Raw genomic sequence first — 18,670 nt, 5'->3', positions numbered from 1 at the left:
CCGAGGCCGCGAAAGCGGCCTTTTTATTTTAAGCCCTGCGCCTTTGGCTCACTCTTGACCAAACTCACGGCTCCGAAGCCAATAAATAATCAATCAGCTTATGCAAACCTTCGGTAAGTATGCGAATTGATCCCTCCATATCCCAATCATCATCACCAATCCTTACGACATTAGAAATACTTCGCACTTCTAAAAACCCTTGCTGTTCCGCCAAACAAACTTGAAAAAAAGCAGCTCCTTCCATGTTTTCAATATCTGCATCTTGAATGTTGATAAACGGCGCCATGGCTGCATTCATAGAATTACTTTTTGCAATCGGCAATACAGAGTTAGATGGCAAATGTGGACATCCCCAATGCTTGGTCACACTAAAATCCATTGCTAAATCTAAATCAGCAAGATGGGTAAAGCCGTTCGGGGTAAAAAATCCCAAATCAGATTCGCATTCACTTTCCACCAAAACGACATCGCCAATCTTAAATTGCGAATGGGGATATACACCGGCAATGCCTGCCATGATCATCCAGTCAGGCTTATGTTGAGCAATCAATTTAGCGGTATTGTAAGCAGCAGCCGATAACCCCACGCCGCAAATTGCCGTGACGACTTGCGGATGTGAAAAAAAATGTGCTTCAGTCGAAGTAGGAAAAACGACCATTACTTTCATTGCTTGCCCCTAATTACATAGTCAACCAAAGCATAAAATCAATTGCTCAGATCAACTCAACACTAACCTAAAAAATAAGACGCTTCTTTACAATAAGCCTATACGCCAGCTCCTTTGCATGGGCTAAAATGCTGTCCTTTCCCAGCTCTACCCTTCTCCAACGGCAATGCCAAAACAATTATCAAGAGGCCTCCAATGATTACCCATGAGCCAAACCCAATTTATGTAGCCAATCCGGAACGCTACAAAACCATGAAGTACAAACGCTGCGGCAGAAGCGGCGTGCAATTGTCGCGCTTATCACTTGGCTTGTGGCAAAATTTTGGTGCTGTAGATTCCGTTGCAAATGCACGCGCTATGTTACGTAAAGCGTTTGATTTAGGCATTAACCATTTCGATTTAGCCAACAATTACGGCCCCAATTTCGGTTCTGCGGAAATCACTTACGGCACTATTCACAAACAAGACTTTGCACCTTATCGCGATGAATTATTTATTGCCAGCAAAGCCGGTTACGATATGTGGCCAGGCCCTTTCGGTATTGGCGGCTCACGCAAATATTTAGTATCCAGTTGCGACCAAAGTTTAAAGCGCACGGGTTTGGAATATTTTGATGTGTTTTATCATCACTGCATGGATCCTGAAACACCCATCGAAGAAACCATGCAAGCGCTGGATTATATTGTGCGTTCAGGCCGCGCGCTTTATGTTGGCATTTCAAATTATCAACCCGCGCAAACTAAAAAAGCAGTCGATATTTTAAAATCACTAGGCACACCTTTATTAATTCACCAACCACGTTACAACATGTTTGACCGCTGGATTGAAGATGGTTTGACTGATGTTCTCAAAACTGAAGGTGTTGGCTCCATTGTGTTCTCACCACTGGCGCAGGGTGTTTTAACCAACAAATATTTAAACGGGATTCCTGCCGATTCACGCGCGGCACGTCCGGAATTAATTTATTTGAACAATAAGGACATCACACCAGAAAAGTTGGCGAAAGTTCAGCAATTAAACGCAATTGCCGAATCACGCGGACAATCGCTCGCACAAATGGCTATTGCCTGGACCTTACACAATGAAGCTGTAACCACTTGCTTGATAGGTGCCAGCCGTCCATCACAAATTGAAGATTCGGTTGCTGCGTTAAACAATCTTGAATTTAGTGCAGATGATATTGCAAAAATTGATGCGATTATTCGTTAATTAGCATGCGTAAGAAAAAGGGTTAGCTGCTATCAGCTAACCCTTTTTTATTTTCAGCTTCAGATCTTTTTGTCCTCTTTATCAATTTTTTCCACTTCTTCTCGCATCCACTTATCTTGTTTTATAAATGCAGGATCGAGTTGCCTACGCAGGTTTAGATATTTTTCCATATTGCCTTTTTGACGCTGCAATTTAGCCAAAGTCCATAAAGGCCAATTCTTGTTAAAGTTCTTAGCATCCAATTTGAGCAATAGAAACTTTTCGACACTAACAATAGCATCATCAATCCGTGAATTAGCCCATAAACAGGTTTCGCCAAACGAATAGGTAGAGTTTTCAACAAACATGCGATTTTGTGGAGTAACAGGCAGCTTCGACGCAATTTCAAATTGGGCGATAGCTTCATTCAACATTTTATGATTGCGAAAAACATGCGCCGCTGAAAATAGAGCTTCAGCAGATTGTGGATAAGTTGCTACCAAATATTTAGCATGAGCAAGGTGCTTATCTTTCTCTTCCTTTTTGGCCAAAAGATCCAATTGTTTGATATCAGCATCGACTGGCGATAAGACACGAAGATCAGCCAATGTCTTTTCCGCTTTATCAATACCGCCACCCATGATACCGGGAGCCATTATATAAAAAGTAAACAACCCGCGTTGAGCTGCAATATTCTTTGGGTCCACTTCAACAGCCAGTTGAAAATACTTATGCACGCTAGAAGCATATGAGGCCTGCTTTAAAATATTGGCTTTTTGTGCAAGCTCACCATAAGCACGCCCTAACCAATAATATTCGTCTGAGGTATTGGGTTCGATTTCAACCGATTGGCTTAAATAATCTTTGGCTTTTTCTGCATCCCCCTCATCAAACGCAATTCGTCCCATATAATAAAGCGCTTCATTTCTAGCTGATTGATCTTTCGAAGCAGCTTCGAATAAGGATTTTGCTTGCGCCAACTGATTATCTTTATAGGCAGCAACAGCAGGCTGCAAATCAGCAGCCATAGCCCATGGGCAAGCACATAAAGCAAAAAGTAAAAATATCTGGCGACTGGTTATTTTTGAAAATGAACAGGGACGGCGAATCATAGGAATCCTTTTTATAAGTATTGAGTTCTGGCCAAACGGGTACTTAGAACATAGCGTCTACAATTAAGTTCCTTGCCTAAGTATGCTTCCGTCGACTAAACCTATCGCTCACCCACGCAGCAAAATAAATACCCATAAAATCTGCAAAAACATCCCCAATATCCAGGGTACGAGTAGATGGAAAGAAGGCTTGGGTTAATTCTTCAACCAATGCAAACAATAAAACTAACGCACAACCAAAGGGCAAACCAAAATATTTTCGCTGCTGTGACTTTAGGGAAAGATTAACAAGCATCGCCAGGACACCATACAACGACAAATGGCCAAACTTGTCTCCGTAAGGGATATTACGAACCCCATCAATAAAGAAATTGGGTGTGCCTGAATCAGAAACCACAATAATCCAAAGGATAAAAATAAAAAACAAAATAGCAAATACAGGTACAACTCGAATTGATATAAACATTGGGATATTTTTCTGTAGAGTTTTTCTGGCGGCGGCTCTCTGCACAGAAAGCCGCTTTAGTAAATTGGTTAGTTAAAAAATTAGAGTTAATTAACAGCTTCAGTTCGTCCAACGGAATACCAATCTAACTTACGTGTTAACACCATGAAAACACCAAGCAACGCGAACAACAGAGTTGAACCCATCAGCAAGGCGTAGTCTTCAGCGCTTAACAAGCTATAGAGCAAGCCGTATAAAGACGCTAACAAGCTGGAAAAAATTGCGCTGCGAAGAATACTCTTTAAAACATAGCTGACATAAAAACCAATCAATGCAATACAGGCCGATGAGGCTATAAGATAAGCCAAATCAAAAGCAATATGCTCAGACAAGGACACAAGCAACAAATAAAAAAATGCTAACGACAAACCCACCAAACCATATTGCATAGGGTGAATAGCTAATCGCTTCAAAATTTCAAACAAGAAAAACCCTGCAAATGTCAGTGCGATAAATAAAATTGCGTACTTAATAGCGCGATCACTTTTCACGTATTGGTCTACCGGATCAATAAAGCTCACACCAAAGTAGCGATTATTAAAAGCTTCGCAGTCAGCTGAGTTTATGCATCTCTCAAAATTTTCACCTTGATTGCTGGAAAAATAGGAGGTGCGCCAGCTTGCAATAAATCCTTTGTCATCAATCTCCCGTTTTGTTGGCAGGTAGTCGCCCATAAAGCTCGGGTGTGGCCAATCAGAACTCAAATCTACATTTGATTCACGACCTATAGGCACAATGCTTAAAGACTCTGTACCCTGCAACACCAGATTAAACGAAAAATGTAAAATGGCTTTTTTCAATTGATCCGGGTGTTTGATAGTTGCATGCACGCCCTCACCCAAAATTTTAAGTTTTGTTCCTGGCTGCATGTCGATAATGTCTTCGCCTACTTTTATTTTTAGCGCATTCTCAATACCGCGAATGTCTTTAATGCCCATGGATATATATGGCGAATCAAATTCGTAAACGTCAAGATTTTCCACAACACCATAATTATCTGGCACATCAAAATGGCCAGTGATCATATTGTCCGCGTGATATAAACGCGCCTCATATATTCCGCGTGCCCGTCGTTCAGTTTTTACTTTGCCATCCACTGAAAAAGCCGAAGGTAAAAAGTAACGTTCGCCACTCTCGGTTACATCAACTTGATAACGCACCTTAGTCACTTCGTCCGTTTTCCATTCTTTATGATGTTTGATGTAAGGAACCACCAACACGGGACCAATTAGCTTCTGACTGTAGCTAGCGCTTTTAGCAATTTCTTCAATTACTTCTTGCTGCGACGATTTGCGTTCTTTAATAACACCATTAATCATTCCAACCGGAATCATTAACAACAACATCAAACAACCTATAGTGATAAATTTAAGTAAAAGTGGGCGTTTCATAACTGCTCCTGGTTATTGGTTAGTCAGGAACAGTTTGATCTATGAAGGTGAACGGCTTGTGTGGGGATTGTGGGGATTATGTGTAGTTTGTATGAAGATAACTAAAAAATGAGGCTTGCCTCTACTCCACCTTCTGTATTACGCAGCTGTAATTCGCCTTTGTGCAAACTCGCCACTTCCTGTACGAAATTTAAGCCCAACCCAGTGCTTTTCTTTCCGGTTGAAGGGCGAGGTAAAGAATAGAAACGTTCAGTTAAGCGGGCAAAAGCAAACTCTGGAATTGGCTCACCTTCATTTTCAATAGTGATTTTTAATTTACCGTTTTGTCGCTCTGAGAATATACGTATACGACCATTCTTTGGCGTAAAGTCCAATGCATTCTCCAGCAAATTGGCAAATGCCTGGCGCAATAAAAAAACCTCACCCGTTAAAGTCGCATCTTCCGCAATATCATTTACGCAACTAATATTATGTTGATGCATACGTGCCGATTGAGCTTCAACAAGTTCGTTCCACAAGGATTTGATGGCGACAGCTTTTGTTTCGTGCAAGGCTTGTTGCTGCTCAACTAATGCAAGGTTTAACAAACGTTCAATAAGCTGCTGCATGCGAACACTTTCTACAGCAATATTATTAATAAATCGTTCGCGTTGCTCTTCGCTCATAGGTGACTGCAACAATTCCGCAGCAGCATGAATTCCTGCGAGCGGACTTTTTAATTCGTGGGCGAGCGTTTGCACGTACTGTTCAATATAAGCTTTGCCATCCAACTCAATACGCATGGACTCCAGCGCATTAGCAAGTTGGTTAAGCTCACCACTGGCAATTTTTTGTTCGGGTAATACGGCGCGCTCGCCAGCACTTACCGCCAAAGCGTAATTGCGCAAGCGACGCAATTCAGCTGTTAACCACCACGAGAACAAAATACCTGCGAGCAAACCTATGGTGATAATAATGCCGCCCAAAAGCGCCAAACGATTACGCGAGCGATCTATAAAGGGTTGCATACTGCGATTGGGTTTTGCGACCGAGACCACGCCGATAATGTCATCGCCATCCATAATAGGTGCGCCTATGTACATCACGCTACTGGCAACATCATCCGGAATTTCTGCCGTAGAACGCGCACCGTATTTACCGTGCAAGGTGAGATACACATCGTTCCAATGGGAATAATCCTGCCCCAAGGCTTTATGCGCGGAATCTAAAATAACGATGCCCTTTTTATCCGTTACATAGATGCGGTGATTCACAACCGTTTTATCAATACCCCAAATATTGGCTTGCAGTTTACGACGGCCATAAGCGGCAAGTATTTGGGGGAAATCGCTATTTTGCAGGGTTTGATTTTTAACAGGCTCACGCAAAATTTCAGCCAGCAGGTTTGCCGTATCAACCAAAGTTTCTTCAGTCGATTGACGCACGCCCGGTTTAATTTCTTCAACAACAGTATTTAAAATAAAATATCCGCTCAAGCCAACGAATACTAAATAAACCAAAAAAATTCGTATGCTTAAAGACATTAGAGTGATTCCGGTTGATAGCAATAACCAAAGCCACGTTGGGTTTGAATGGGCTCTGCATCTGCAGCTATTTGGCGTAACTTGGCGCGCAAGGTTTTGATATGCGTATCGATACTGCGGTCATAACCTGCTTCTACCGCCGTGCCTACTGCTGCTAATAATTGATCGCGGCTAAATACTTTTCGCGGTTGCTCAATAAGAGTTTGCAATAATTTGAATTCAATGCGAGTTAACTGCAACAGTTGTTGACGATAAAAGATCTGCAGACGGTCTGAATCGATTTTAAACTCCCCAAGCTGTGAAGTGTTCGCAGAAATTTGCGGATTTTTTGGATGAGTATTTATAGGAGCGACGCGCTTTAAAATCGCTTTGACTCGCGCAGCCACCTCTCGTGGACTAAAGGGTTTTACCACATAGTCATCCGCGCCAATCTCTAACCCCACAACTCGGTCTAATTCGTCGCCACGTGCTGTTAAAAAAATGACCGGAACATTGGAAAATTTTCGCAACTGCTTGCACGCTTCAAAGCCGGTGATATCGGGCAAGCCCACATCCATAATCACAAGGTCTACCGCAGTGGATTGCAACAAATCCAGTGCTTCGCCGGCAAGACTTTTCCAGGTAGCGCGAAAACCCTCGTTTTGCAAAACAAAGAGCAATGTGTCCGCTATGGACGGCTCGTCTTCAACAATCAATATGTGCGCAGTCATTTATGGTTTTATTCCCTATGAATGTAAGCAGGATTCTACCGCAATTTAATGCCAGCAAAAGCCACCCTGCCAGTAAATAACCTATTGTATCCCGCCCTAATTACACCTAAGCTCACGCTATATTTTTACGAAATGACTGACCGATATGTCTAAACAGGAATCATCTCCCGCTGAAGTAATTACCATTGTTGGCGGTGGCCCCAAGAAAGTTCTCTATACCCTAAAAACCGTTGCCCGCATTGGCCTGCTCAACTCAACCAAAGCGCTCAATAGTCACAATACCTGCAAAGCCTGCGGGCTTGGTATGGGTGGCCAACGCGGTGGTATGACTAACGAGCTAGATGAGTTTCCATCGGTCTGTAATAAAAGTATCCAGGCGCAATCTACCGATATTCAAGCACCCATTCCACGTGAAATTTTTGAACACACGCTCGATGATTTTGCGCAGCTATCTGCTTATGAGCTCGAACATCTTGGCCGATTAAATACGCCACTCTATAAATCGGCGGCAAGCAACAAATACCAACCTATTGAATGGAACGACGCGATTGAATTAATGGCTGCGCGATTTTCTGCGACCAAACCAGAACGCAGTTTTTTCTATACATCGGGTCGATCATCTAACGAAGCTGGATTTGTTTTGCAATTATTGGCGCGAATTTATGGCACCAATAATGTGAATAATTGTTCTTACTACTGTCACCAAGCCACCGGTGTAGGATTACAAAATGCAATTGGTTCAGGCACAGCAACAGTTTCGCTTGAAGCCTTGGGGAAAAGCGATTGTATTTTTGTGATAGGTGCAAACCCATCATCCAACCATCCGCGTTTTGTGCATCAATTAAAAAATTGCCGCGAGCGCGGTGGGCAAGTCATTGTTATTAATCCCGCCAAAGAGCCCGGTTTGGTTCGCTTTGCTGTACCTAAAAGTGCGAAATCTATGTTGAGTGGTGGAACATGGATTGCCTCTGATTATGTGCAACCTAAAATTGGTAGCGATTTATTATTGTTAAAAGGCATTGCAAAAGCCCTGCTTGAAGCCGACGAGCTTGATAAAAACTATATTGCTGAATATACAGAAAATTTTGATAGCTTCGCGCAGGATATTTCTAATACATCCTGGAATGAAATTGTTAAAGCGACACAGGTCAACGAAACCGACATTCGTAAAATCGCCAATGCATACACCCAAGCCAACAACGCTGTTTTCGCTTGGGGCATGGGAATTACTCACCACAAGCATGGCGTAGAAAACGTAGAGGCAATTGCTAACCTCGCATTATTGCGCGGCATGATTGGCAAATCGGCTGCAGGTTTGTTGCCCTTACGTGGACACAGCAATGTGCAGGGAATTGGTACAGTCGGTGTAAAACCGGTGTTGGCTGAAGATGTTTTTGTACACATTGAAAATGCGTTTAATGTGCAGCTCTCCCGTAAAAAAGGTATGGACACTCTCGCTTGCCTGCAAGCGGCTCATGATAAAAAAATTGATGCAGCACTTTTAATGGGTGGCAATTTATTTTCTGCCACGCCCAATAGTTCCTGGGCGCAAGAAGCCTTAGACGCGATTGGCTTTAAAGCCTTTTTAACCACAACCTTAAACCGAGGGCACGTAGTGGGAATGGAAACGAGCGAGGCGTTGATTTTGCCTGTAAGCGCGCGTGACGAGGAATGGCAACCAACCACGCAAGAATCCATGTTTAATTATGTGCGTTTAAGCGATGGCGGAATCACGCGTTTGGCAAATGTGCGACCAGAAGTTCAAATCCTATGCGATTTTGCACAAAAACTTTTACCAAATTGCCCTATCGACTTTGCCCAATTCAAGCAACACAACAATATTCGTGCAGCGATTGCAGCGACTATTCCTGGCATGAGCGAATTAAAAGATATCGCTGAAACCAAACAGGAATTTACGATTCAGGATCGCTTGCTTGCACAACCTGAATTTAAAACGGCGAGTGGCAAAGCCAGATTTTTAGTCGGTGCAGCACCTGAGTTGGTGACCACTTTAGAATTTCCGTTTTTGTTGGCCAGCATTCGCAGCGAAGGGCAATTTAATTCCATTATTTACGAAGAGAATGACAGCTATCGCGGAACCGATACGCGTTGGTCGATTCTTATGAACGCAGAAGATATTGCAGAATTAAAATTGCAGGCAGGAGCAACCGCAGATATTGCATCGCCCTACGGCGAAATGAAGCAAGTAAAAGTGTTTGCGTTTAATTTACCGCGCGGCAATGTGATGACTTATTACCCGGAAGCCAATGTACTTATCGGAAAGGAACATGATCCACGCAGCAAAACACCTGCATTTAAATCCGTTGCCGTAAGAATTACACAAACATAATCAATATTTAATAGGGAATCGTCATCCTCGCGAAGCGGGGATCCAGTTTTTTTGCAAAGGAATTTTTGAAAAATTTAAAATCAGAGCTGCATCCCCGCTTCGCGAGGATGACAAGCACAGCTAAATGGAAACACTAATGGAAGGATTGCTTTTGCGTCTATCACGACCGGCTCTAGTTTCCAACATGGCATCTTTGCGTTGTTGACGACGATCATCTTGCTGCTTACGGCGCTCAACAAAAGGTTTGGCAATATACTCATTTACAATAGCATCCGCTGCCATGGATTGTTCATCTGGCTGGTGAGCTGACTCATTAACCGGTTTTACTACCGTGGGAGTCACCACTGGAGCACTGGGGCGAATGTAAACCATACTAATAACCTTACTAACCGAAAAATATGAAGCGGAAAATAACTTCCTGTTCACCTTATCGGCAATTCCAGCAAAATCTTTACCAATTTACATGCCAGTTTTTAGAGGTGGCTTAGAAACTTGATATTGTCGTCAAGAGCAAGGCATTTTTGCACGCAAGAAGGGAATTTATATTCAATAAATCATTCGGTGCATCCCTGCACCTCTCCCTTCAGGCAGCCAGCTGTGTAAATTGCTCCTGCAATTTATGACCGACTGAGTACAAAATAACGCCGCTATTACGACGAGAGCGAGTTTTATAAGCCACCTTTAAACCAACTCAGGTTTTCGTGAAGCCTTACCACATCTCCGACGACAAATAAGGTGGGAGCATGCACTTCTTGAGACTCCACCACATCTGCAATAGTTGCCAAATCGGCAATTAATACTCGTTGCTGCTGAGTTGTGCCGCGCTCAATTAAGGCAACCGGCGTGGTTGCTGCACGACCATGGGCAACAAGCGATTCACAGATCTCCCTTAAACCAACTAACCCCATATAAAACACAATAGTCTGGGTTGGATTTGCCAGCTCTGGCCATTGCACATTAATGGAATCATCTTTCAGGTGCCCGGTAACGAAACGTACCGACTGGGCGTAATCGCGATGAGTCAATGGAATACCAGCATAGGCCGCACAACCGGATGCCGCTGTGATTCCCGGCACAACCTGGAAAGGAATATGGTTTTGGGCAAGCAATTCAATTTCTTCACCACCGCGGCCAAAAATAAACGGGTCACCACCTTTTAAACGAAGCACTCGTGTCCCCTGCTTCGCCAAATCCACCAGCAGTTGATTGATATTTTCCTGCTGCATTGCATGTTCACTGCGACGTTTACCAACGTAAATTCGCTCTGCGTCGCGACGCACCAAATCCATTACGCCATCAGAAACCAGACGATCGTAAAGAACTACGTCTGCTTGTTGCATCAGGCGCAATGCTTTCAATGTCAGTAATTCCGGATCGCCGGGGCCTCCGCCAACCAAATAAACCTCACCTTGTATGAGTGATTCATCTTCAGTGGCAATTTCATCGGAAAGAATTTTATCGGCCTGCTCGTCCTGCCCGTTCATCGCTAACTCTGCTGCCGGACCTTGCAGAATTTTTTCCCAAAACTTGCGGCGGCTATCGCCATTATCAAAACGTGCTTTTACTCTTTCACGCCAACGGCTCGCCAAATGCGCAAGCTTGCCGTAACTCATAGGAATTAATGTTTCCAATTTTGCACGAACCAAACGTGCCAGCACCGGCGCTTCGCCACCACTGGAAATCGCAATCATCAAGGGTGAGCGATCAATTACCGCAGGAGTGATATAAGTACAAAGTTCTGGGGTATCTACCACATTGACGGGAATATTTTTTTGCTTGGCGTCGTCTGATATTTTTTTATTCAGGCTTTCGATATCGGTAGCGGCAACTGCTAGCACACAATCCGTTACGTCATTGCTGTGGTATTCGCGCTCATGCAATTCACCATTATGTTTTGCAACCAGCTCACGCAATTCGGAGGAAATCTCCGGTGCAACCACACGCAAAACAGCGCCCGCTTTTGAAAGCATACGACCTTTGCGGGTAGCAACATCTCCACCGCCAACTAAAAGGCAGCGTTTATTTTTTAAATCGAGAAAGACGGGAAAGTAGTCCATAAAATTACACGGCAATTTCAGTAATAAATAAAAAAGGCGGGTATCGCCTTTGCTCTACCCACCTTTGCGAACTCATCGAAACAGACCTTATTTTTTAACAGGCAATAAAGCATCTTGCCCGCCCATGTAAGGACGCAAAACTTCAGGAATAGTCACGCTGCCATCTTCACATTGGTAATTTTCCAAAACAGCCAACAAGGTACGACCAATCGCCAAACCTGAACCGTTCAATGTATGAAGCAACTCTGGCTTACCAGTTTCTTTATTGCGGTAACGCGCGAGCATGCGGCGCGCCTGGAAATCGCGAAAGCTGCTGCATGAAGAAATTTCGCGGTATTTGTTTTGTGAAGGAACCCAAACTTCGATGTCGTAGGTTTTTGCAGAAGAGAACCCAATATCGCCACCGCACAAGATCACTGTGCGGTGTGGCAAGCCCAACTGCTGCAAAATATGTTCTGCGTGACCAACCAGTTCTTCCAGCGCTTCATCAGATTCTTCGGGGCGAACAAATTGAACCAGCTCCACTTTTTCAAACTGATGCTGACGAATCATGCCGCGAGTATCGCGACCGTAGCTACCCGCTTCTGAACGGAAACAGGGAGAGTGGCAAACCAGTTTAATCGGCAATTGCGCATCATCTACAATTTCATTGCGCAGAATATTAGTTACAGGAACTTCTGCCGTTGGAATCAAATAAAATTCGCGCTCGTCGGTCAGCTTGAACAAATCATCTTCAAATTTTGGCAACTGGCCAGTGCCGAACAGAGAGTCGCGGTTCACTACAAAGGGTACGTTAACCTCTTCGTAGTTATGTTTGTTAATGTGGGTATCCAACATAAATTGTGCGAGTGCGCGGTGCAAACGCGCTACGCCACCGCGCAATACTGCAAAGCGGGTGCCGGTAATTTTTGTACCCACTTCAAAATCCAAACCGCCTAAATCAGCACCCAGATCAACGTGATCTTTAATCGGGAAATGGAAACTTTTCGGCATAGCCCAGCGGCGAACTTCAACATTGTCTTCATCGCTTGCGCCGAGCGGAACTTCGTCGGCTGGCATATTGGGAATCGCGTTTACAAACTCATCCCACTCTTTCTGGATGTTCGTTAATTCAACTTCCGCACTCGCTAAATCTTGTTTGATTTGCTCAACAGCTTGCATCAAAGGTGCAACATCTTCGCCCGCTTGCTTAGCCTTACCAATCGCTTTTGAACGGGTGTTGCGATCTTGTTGCAAAGCTTCAGTTTTAATTTGAATAGCCTTGCGCGATTCTTCCAATGCATTGATGCGAGCAACATCTAACACAAGACCGCGCTTGCTTAAGGCAGCGGCAACTACATCGGGATTATTGCGGAGTAATTTTGAATCTAACATGATGGATAGTTTCTATATAAAGTTAAAAATTATTCTTCATCATCTTTTCCTTATAGGAAGAGATCCAGCACCCCAATTATGAAATCAAAAGCTGGATCCCCGCTTGCGCGAGGATGACGATTCCCTACTGAATTAAAAAAGTTTTTGCGTCAGGTTCATGCCTATAAACGCAAACAACAAGCCCAAAACTACCGAGCTTGCTGCATAAATAATTGAATTAAACACATGGCCTTCTTGCCACATCTGCAACATCTCTAAGGAAAACGCTGAGAAAGTTGTGAAGCCGCCTAAAACACCAGTGATAAAAAACAGACGCCATTCACTCGGTAAAAATGCTTTTTCTACAAGAACTACGTAAGCAATGCCAATTAACAATGAACCCAGCATATTCACAATAAAAGTGCCGATTGGAAAACGATAATTGAGCATGGGGGTTAGGAAACCAACAGCCGCATACCGCGCTATTGATCCTAAAGCTCCACCAATTGCGATCATTAACCATTGCATTTTTAAGTTCTCATTTTTAACCCCCTCCCGGCCTCTCCCTTGAAAAGGAGGAGCTGATCCAACTCCGAATTTATTACGGAGTGAATATAAGCCCCCTCCTCTGTTCAAGGAGAGGGTTGGGGTGGGGTTCTATTTTTTATAGCGTTGCTTTTTACTTTGTTTATCCAGCTCGCGAAAGTGCGCCAGCTTTTCTTTAATCTTTAATTCCAAACCGCGATCAACAGGGTCGTAATAACTTGTATCTGCCAATTCTTCAGGCAAATATTTTTCACCTGCGGCGTAAGCACCGGGTTCGTCGTGGGCATAGCGATATTCGGCACCGTAATCCATTGATTTCATGAGTTTGGTGGGAGCGTTGCGCAGATGTATGGGTACATCATACGCAGGCTGGGAGCGAACATCGGCCATCACCTGATTGTACGCATTATACACGGCATTACTTTTGGGTGCTGCCGCGAGATAAACCACGGCCTGGGCAATCGCCAACTCTCCTTCCGGGTGACCGAGGCGCTGCTGCACATCCCACGCAGCTAGGCATAAGGGCAAGGCGCGCGGGTCTGCATTGCCTATATCTTCACTCGCCATACGCACCACGCGCCGGGCAATATAAAGCGGATCACAGCCACCATCCAACATACGTGCTAACCAATAGAGTGCACCATCAGGCGATGAACCGCGTACGGATTTATGCAGCGCCGAAATCTGCTCATAGAAAATATCGCCGCCCTTATCGAAGCGGCGAACATCGCTGGCGAGAACTTCTGCCAATACCTGCTCATTGATGACTTTATGATCACCAACTTCATCCGCCAAATCCGCAGCGATTTCCAGAAGATTGAGCGATTTCCGCGCATCACCATCGGCAGCTTGGGCGAGAGTCATAAGGCTATCGGGATCGATGCGAATATCACTCGCACCCAGACCGCGCTCTTTATCATCCAGCGCCTGCTGCAACACTTGTTGCAACTGTTCTGGCTGCAAACCGCGCAAAACATACACACGACAACGCGACAACAATGCGTTATTTAATTCGAATGAGGGATTTTCGGTAGTCGCACCAATAAAAATAAAAGTGCCGTCTTCAACATAGGGCAAGAACGCATCTTGTTGGGATTTATTGAAGCGATGGACCTCATCCACAAACAAAATAGTTTTGCGACCCGACATACGCTCTTGCTGCGCAACCGCAACCGCCGCGCGAATTTCTTTTACACCAGACAAAACTGCAGAGAGGGATTCAAAACGTGCATGGGCTTGTTCGGCAAATAATTTTGCGAGCGAGGTTTTACCCACACCTGGTGGACCCCACAAAATCATGGAGTGCAATTGACCGCGAACAATTGCTTCACGCAGCGGCTTGCCCGGCGCAAGCAAATGCTCCTGACCGATGTAATCATCCAGATTGCGTGGGCGCATACGCGCCGCCAATGGCTGGTAATTACCTTGTTGTGAACTGAATAAATCGGCCATTAGTTTTTAATACACTAATTTTTAATGATGTCTGCACCCGCAGGTGCAACAAAATTAAACACGTTTTCGTCAACCGCTTGATTGCGTTTTACATTGCTCAGCGTGAAATGGCTAAGCTGCCCCAAACTGTCGCGAATTGAAAACTCCACGAGTTGGTTATCGACAAACACCAACAATAATTCCTGGAATAAACCTTCTGTTACTTTTGGTGTAACAGAAAATTTTTCGGATTTATCGGCTTGTGTGCGATTAATGGTGAAATTCTTACGCAACTTATCAACGTCTTCACTCAGCAGTAACACCGGTGTTTTTTTCAAGTCATCGCTAAATGGGCGTTCGTTAACAGTTTGCAAATCCGGATCATACAGCCAGATTGTTTTTTGGTTGGACACCAACAATTGCGGCGCAGGCGTTTCGGTTTTCCAAAAGAACTTACCCGGGCGCTGCATAACAAAAGTACCTTTTTGCTCGTCCAGCTTTTTACCGGTTTTATCAAACAGGGTCTGCACGAAGCTACCCTGCAAGGTGTTCATGGCATCGAGTTGTTTGCGCAATTGCGCGGGAGATTGATCGTCGGCATAGGCAGCGAATGCTGTAAAAATTAATAGCGATGAAATTAAACGAGCAATAAGTTTCATGATAATTCCGGTAATAAATAAACTGATATTTCCGCTCACACTTAGTCGGCCACTATGGGCACGAAGCATTCGAAGGGTTTTGGATTTATACCCTTCGACAAGCTCAGGGTGAGCGGGAATGGTATTGCAAACGGCCTGAACCAATCCCAAATAACAAAAAATCAATTTTCTAGTGGCACCCCACCCCATGCAAGCTCCCCGAGCACTGGAAGAAAATCGTTGGCAAACGCACAGGAAGTGCGTTTGAGTGACTACGCGACATGGATGTCGCGTCGGAACGACAGCAATTTTCTGAAGCGCGCAGGAAACAGGAGCGAGACGGGTCGCCTTTCTTTTGGTAACTTTTCTTTGGCGAGACAAAGAAAAGTAACTCGCCAAGAGGCGAAACAAAATCTATAAAGTAAAAAATTCTTTTTTAAATAAAACGCAAGATTATTAAATCGTACACCTGCCGTGGGCCTCACTTTTCTTTGCTTGTCCAAAGAAAAGTAAGCAAAAGAAAAGACACCCAGTTCGTTCCTGATCCTGCGCTTCTCATAAATTTGCTGTCGCTCCGACGAGCCATCCATGGCTCGACGTCACTAAAACAAACTTCCTGTTTGTTTTACACCAAATTTATTGCGATGCTCGGGGAACTCTCATGGGGCCCGTTTCGGTGCCACTAGAGATTGGGTTAGTAATCCCCTCTTCCACCCGGCGCTAAAACCTCACGATTCCCATTATGCCCCGCCGAAGAAACAACACCCGCCGCTTCCATAGTTTCAATCAAACGCGCCGCGCGGTTATAACCAATCCTGAGCTTACGTTGTACCGACGAAATCGAAGCCTTACGTGACTCCAACACGAACGCCACAGCTTCATCGTAAAGTGCATCACTCTCGCCGTTGTCACCTTCCTCACCACCTTCACTTGGAATACCGGGAACAGGAATGGAGTTGTTACTATCGTCGGTAATGCCGTCGATATATTGTGGCGTGCCGCGTTTTTTCCAATCGGCAACCACGCGGTGAACTTCGTGGTCGTCCACAAAGGCACCGTGCACACGAATAGGTACGCTGGTGCCTGATGGCAAATAAAGCATGTCACCATGGCCAAGTAATTGCTCCGCACCGCCTTGGTCAAGAATGGTACGCGAGTCGATTTTGGACGAAACCTGGAACGCGATACGCGTCGGCACGTTGGCTTTGATCAAACCGGTGATTACATCCACCGATGGGCGCTGGGTTGCAAGGATCAAGTGAATACCTGCCGCACGCGCTTTTTGGGCAATACGGGAGATCAATTGTTCAACTTTTTTCTTGTCGACGATCATCATCATGTCGGCGAATTCGTCGATCACCACCACGATAAAAGGCAAGGTCTCCAAATTAGGCGCGGTCGCTACTTCCGCGCCTGCTTCGTAGTTTTCTTCTGGTTTGAATAATGGATCGGGAATTGGCTGGCCGGCTTTGTTGGCATCGTCCACTTTGCGATTAAAACCAGCGAGGTTACGCACCCCCATGGCCGACATGAGCTTATAGCGACGCTCCATCTCGCCTACGCACCAACGCAGGCCGTTGGAGGCGTCTTTCATGTCAGTAATAACGGGCGTCAACAAATGAGGAATACCGTCGTATACCGACAACTCCAACATTTTCGGGTCAACCAGAATCAAGCGAACTTCTTTCGGCGTGGATTTGTAGAGCAAGCTCAGCAGCATCACGTTAACGCCCACGGACTTACCGGAACCGGTTGTACCTGCAACCAGCAAGTGCGGCATTTTGGCGAGGTCGGAGACAATCGGCTCGCCAGAAATATCATGACCTAGCGCCATGGTCAGCGGCGATTTGGCTTGATCGTAAGCCTCGGACGAAATGACCTCACTCAAACGCACCATTTCGCGATGCGCGTTGGGAATCTCCACGCCCATTACCGATTTGCCAGGAATAACTTCCACCACACGCACAGAAACCACAGCGAGTGACCGAGCCAGATCTTTCGCAAGACCAGAAATGCGGCTCGCTTTAATACCGGGCGCTGGCTGGATTTCAAAACGGGTAACAACCGGGCCGGGCTGAACGGAAACCACTTCGATTTCGATACCAAAATCTTTGAGCTTCAACTCCAAGAGCTTGGACATGGCCTCCAGCGATTCTTTGGAATAGCCTTTATCACTGCGCTTGTCTGCTGGATCGAGTAAACCCAATGACGGCAAAGTACCTTCCGCTGGTTCGAGCGCATCGAATAGCGATGGTTGCTTCTCTTTTTCTACACGGGGACTAGGTGCTGGTTTCTTTTTCGGTGGCTCGGCGATAACAACAGGAGCAACGCGTTTGGCTTCAATTTTCGCACGCTCTTCCACCACTTCGCGGCGATGTTGCTGAGCAACTACGGCGATATTTTTCTCGGCTTTTTCGCGCTGGTATTGCAACCAACGCTCTTTAGCTTTTTCGATTCCGATGAGTGTCCAGTTGCCCAACTCATCCATTAACGCGAACCATGAAAGATCGGTAAAAATCGTAAGACCAAACAAAAACAACGCGAGCAATATGAGTGTGCCACCAGCGAAGTTAAATGCGTTATCTACCAAGCTGGCGATGCCGCTGCCCAGAATTCCACCATTGGAGTATGGCAATACAGATTCACCACCGCTGTAATGCATGGCAGCAATACCAGTGCCTGCAACCATCACCAGAATCAGGCCAACGGCGCGAATACCGACCATCAACCAATCCAGATTTTTGTGGTAAGCGCGATCACGGAAAACCAAAACAATTCGATAAGCCAGCATGACCGGGAAGAGATAGGCTAAATAGCCAAAAAGGGAAAAGAAAACATCGGCAAGCCAAGCGCCAAAGCGACCACCGAGGTTGGCGACTTGCGCGTTTTCACCTGTGCTCGACCAACCGCCGTCGGCGACGTCGTAGCTGAACATGGCCATTAAGAGATACAAGCAAATGGCGACTAAACCTATAAGCGCACCTTCGCGCACTATGCGTACGCCCAGATTGCTGGCAGGTTCAGACACGGGCGGTTTGCGGCTGGCGTTACTTGCTTTCAAATGGGTTTTCCTAGCTTGCGAATGGGAACTCATATCTAACCGAAAAGCGTAGTTATTCTTTTTTACGAGGTGCTATTTCTAGCACCTGTTGGACGTACTGGGCAGTATCTTATATCAAGTTGCCAGTGAAAATAGATT

15 protein-coding genes are annotated in these 18,670 nt (G+C 45.2%); 2 read left to right on the top strand and 13 right to left on the bottom strand.

What is annotated here, in order from left to right; translation table 11 throughout:
- Positions 1-64 precede the first annotated feature (64 nt).
- The gene (locus tag IE104_RS02525) at positions 65-667 is read right to left on the bottom strand and encodes a phosphorylase family protein (protein WP_189415797.1); all 603 of its coding nucleotides are present in this window, start codon (positions 665-667) and stop codon (positions 65-67) included.
- A gap of 195 nt (positions 668-862) precedes the next feature.
- On the opposite strand from IE104_RS02525, the gene mgrA reads away from it, so the two are divergent.
- The gene (gene mgrA / locus IE104_RS02520) at positions 863-1,876 is read left to right on the top strand and encodes an L-glyceraldehyde 3-phosphate reductase (protein ID WP_189415795.1); all 1,014 of its coding nucleotides are present in this window, start codon (positions 863-865) and stop codon (positions 1,874-1,876) included.
- A gap of 59 nt (positions 1,877-1,935) precedes the next feature.
- On the opposite strand, the gene IE104_RS02515 is transcribed toward mgrA, so the two are convergent.
- The 5 genes from IE104_RS02515 to creB form a co-directional block, all read right to left on the bottom strand.
- Positions 1,936-2,967 (bottom strand): tetratricopeptide repeat protein, encoded by a 1,032-nt coding sequence (locus IE104_RS02515; protein ID WP_189415793.1) that lies wholly within the window; start codon positions 2,965-2,967, stop codon positions 1,936-1,938.
- Between the two features lie 76 nt (positions 2,968-3,043).
- Positions 3,044-3,478 carry a VanZ family protein gene (locus IE104_RS02510; protein ID WP_229837578.1) on the bottom strand — a complete coding sequence of 145 codons (435 nt, stop codon included), beginning with the start codon at positions 3,476-3,478 and terminating at the stop codon, positions 3,044-3,046.
- A 41-nt stretch (positions 3,479-3,519) separates the two neighbouring features.
- Complete coding sequence (gene creD, locus IE104_RS02505) at positions 3,520-4,863, bottom strand: cell envelope integrity protein CreD (RefSeq protein WP_189415791.1); 1,344 nt, start codon at positions 4,861-4,863, stop codon at positions 3,520-3,522.
- A 101-nt stretch (positions 4,864-4,964) separates the two neighbouring features.
- The gene (gene creC / locus IE104_RS02500; RefSeq protein WP_189415789.1) at positions 4,965-6,386 is read right to left on the bottom strand and encodes a two-component system sensor histidine kinase CreC; all 1,422 of its coding nucleotides are present in this window, start codon (positions 6,384-6,386) and stop codon (positions 4,965-4,967) included.
- Complete coding sequence (creB, locus tag IE104_RS02495) at positions 6,386-7,096, bottom strand: two-component system response regulator CreB (RefSeq protein ID WP_189415787.1); 711 nt, start codon at positions 7,094-7,096, stop codon at positions 6,386-6,388. The genes creC and creB overlap by 1 nt, the downstream gene beginning before the upstream one ends.
- Positions 7,097-7,241: 145 nt before the next feature.
- On the opposite strand from creB, the gene IE104_RS02490 reads away from it, so the two are divergent.
- Complete coding sequence (locus tag IE104_RS02490; protein WP_189415785.1) at positions 7,242-9,446, top strand: FdhF/YdeP family oxidoreductase; 2,205 nt, start codon at positions 7,242-7,244, stop codon at positions 9,444-9,446.
- 120 nt (positions 9,447-9,566) lie between these two features.
- Here the strand turns inward: IE104_RS02490 and IE104_RS02485 are convergent, their stop codons facing one another.
- The 7 genes from IE104_RS02485 to IE104_RS02455 all read right to left on the bottom strand — a co-directional run bounded on the left by IE104_RS02485 (position 9,567) and on the right by IE104_RS02455 (position 18,532).
- Entirely contained in the window at positions 9,567-9,818 is a 252-nt protein-coding gene (locus IE104_RS02485; RefSeq protein WP_189415783.1) for a hypothetical protein, read from the bottom strand.
- Between the two features lie 296 nt (positions 9,819-10,114).
- The gene (cysG, locus tag IE104_RS02480) at positions 10,115-11,503 is read right to left on the bottom strand and encodes a siroheme synthase CysG (RefSeq protein ID WP_189415781.1); all 1,389 of its coding nucleotides are present in this window, start codon (positions 11,501-11,503) and stop codon (positions 10,115-10,117) included.
- A gap of 87 nt (positions 11,504-11,590) precedes the next feature.
- Positions 11,591-12,877 carry a serine--tRNA ligase gene (gene serS, locus IE104_RS02475; RefSeq protein ID WP_189415778.1) on the bottom strand — a complete coding sequence of 429 codons (1,287 nt, stop codon included), beginning with the start codon at positions 12,875-12,877 and terminating at the stop codon, positions 11,591-11,593.
- A gap of 132 nt (positions 12,878-13,009) precedes the next feature.
- On the bottom strand, positions 13,010-13,384 hold the full coding sequence (crcB, locus tag IE104_RS02470; RefSeq protein WP_189415776.1) for a fluoride efflux transporter CrcB: 375 nt from the start codon (positions 13,382-13,384) through the stop codon (positions 13,010-13,012).
- Between the two features lie 129 nt (positions 13,385-13,513).
- Entirely contained in the window at positions 13,514-14,854 is a 1,341-nt protein-coding gene (locus tag IE104_RS02465; protein ID WP_189415774.1) for a replication-associated recombination protein A, read from the bottom strand.
- Positions 14,855-14,868: 14 nt separating this feature from the next.
- A complete protein-coding gene (gene lolA, locus IE104_RS02460; protein ID WP_189415772.1) occupies positions 14,869-15,492 on the bottom strand; it encodes an outer membrane lipoprotein periplasmic chaperone LolA in 624 nt (207 codons plus the stop codon).
- Between the two features lie 673 nt (positions 15,493-16,165).
- On the bottom strand, positions 16,166-18,532 hold the full coding sequence (locus IE104_RS02455; RefSeq protein WP_308429257.1) for a DNA translocase FtsK: 2,367 nt from the start codon (positions 18,530-18,532) through the stop codon (positions 16,166-16,168).
- Between the last annotated feature and the right edge of the window lie 138 nt (positions 18,533-18,670).

It is taken from the genome of Cellvibrio zantedeschiae (assembly GCF_014652535.1).
GTDB classification, from domain to species: domain Bacteria; phylum Pseudomonadota; class Gammaproteobacteria; order Pseudomonadales; family Cellvibrionaceae; genus Cellvibrio; species Cellvibrio zantedeschiae.
Note: the sequence above shows the minus strand (reverse complement) of the source record. Positions and strands in the feature narration are given on the sequence as shown.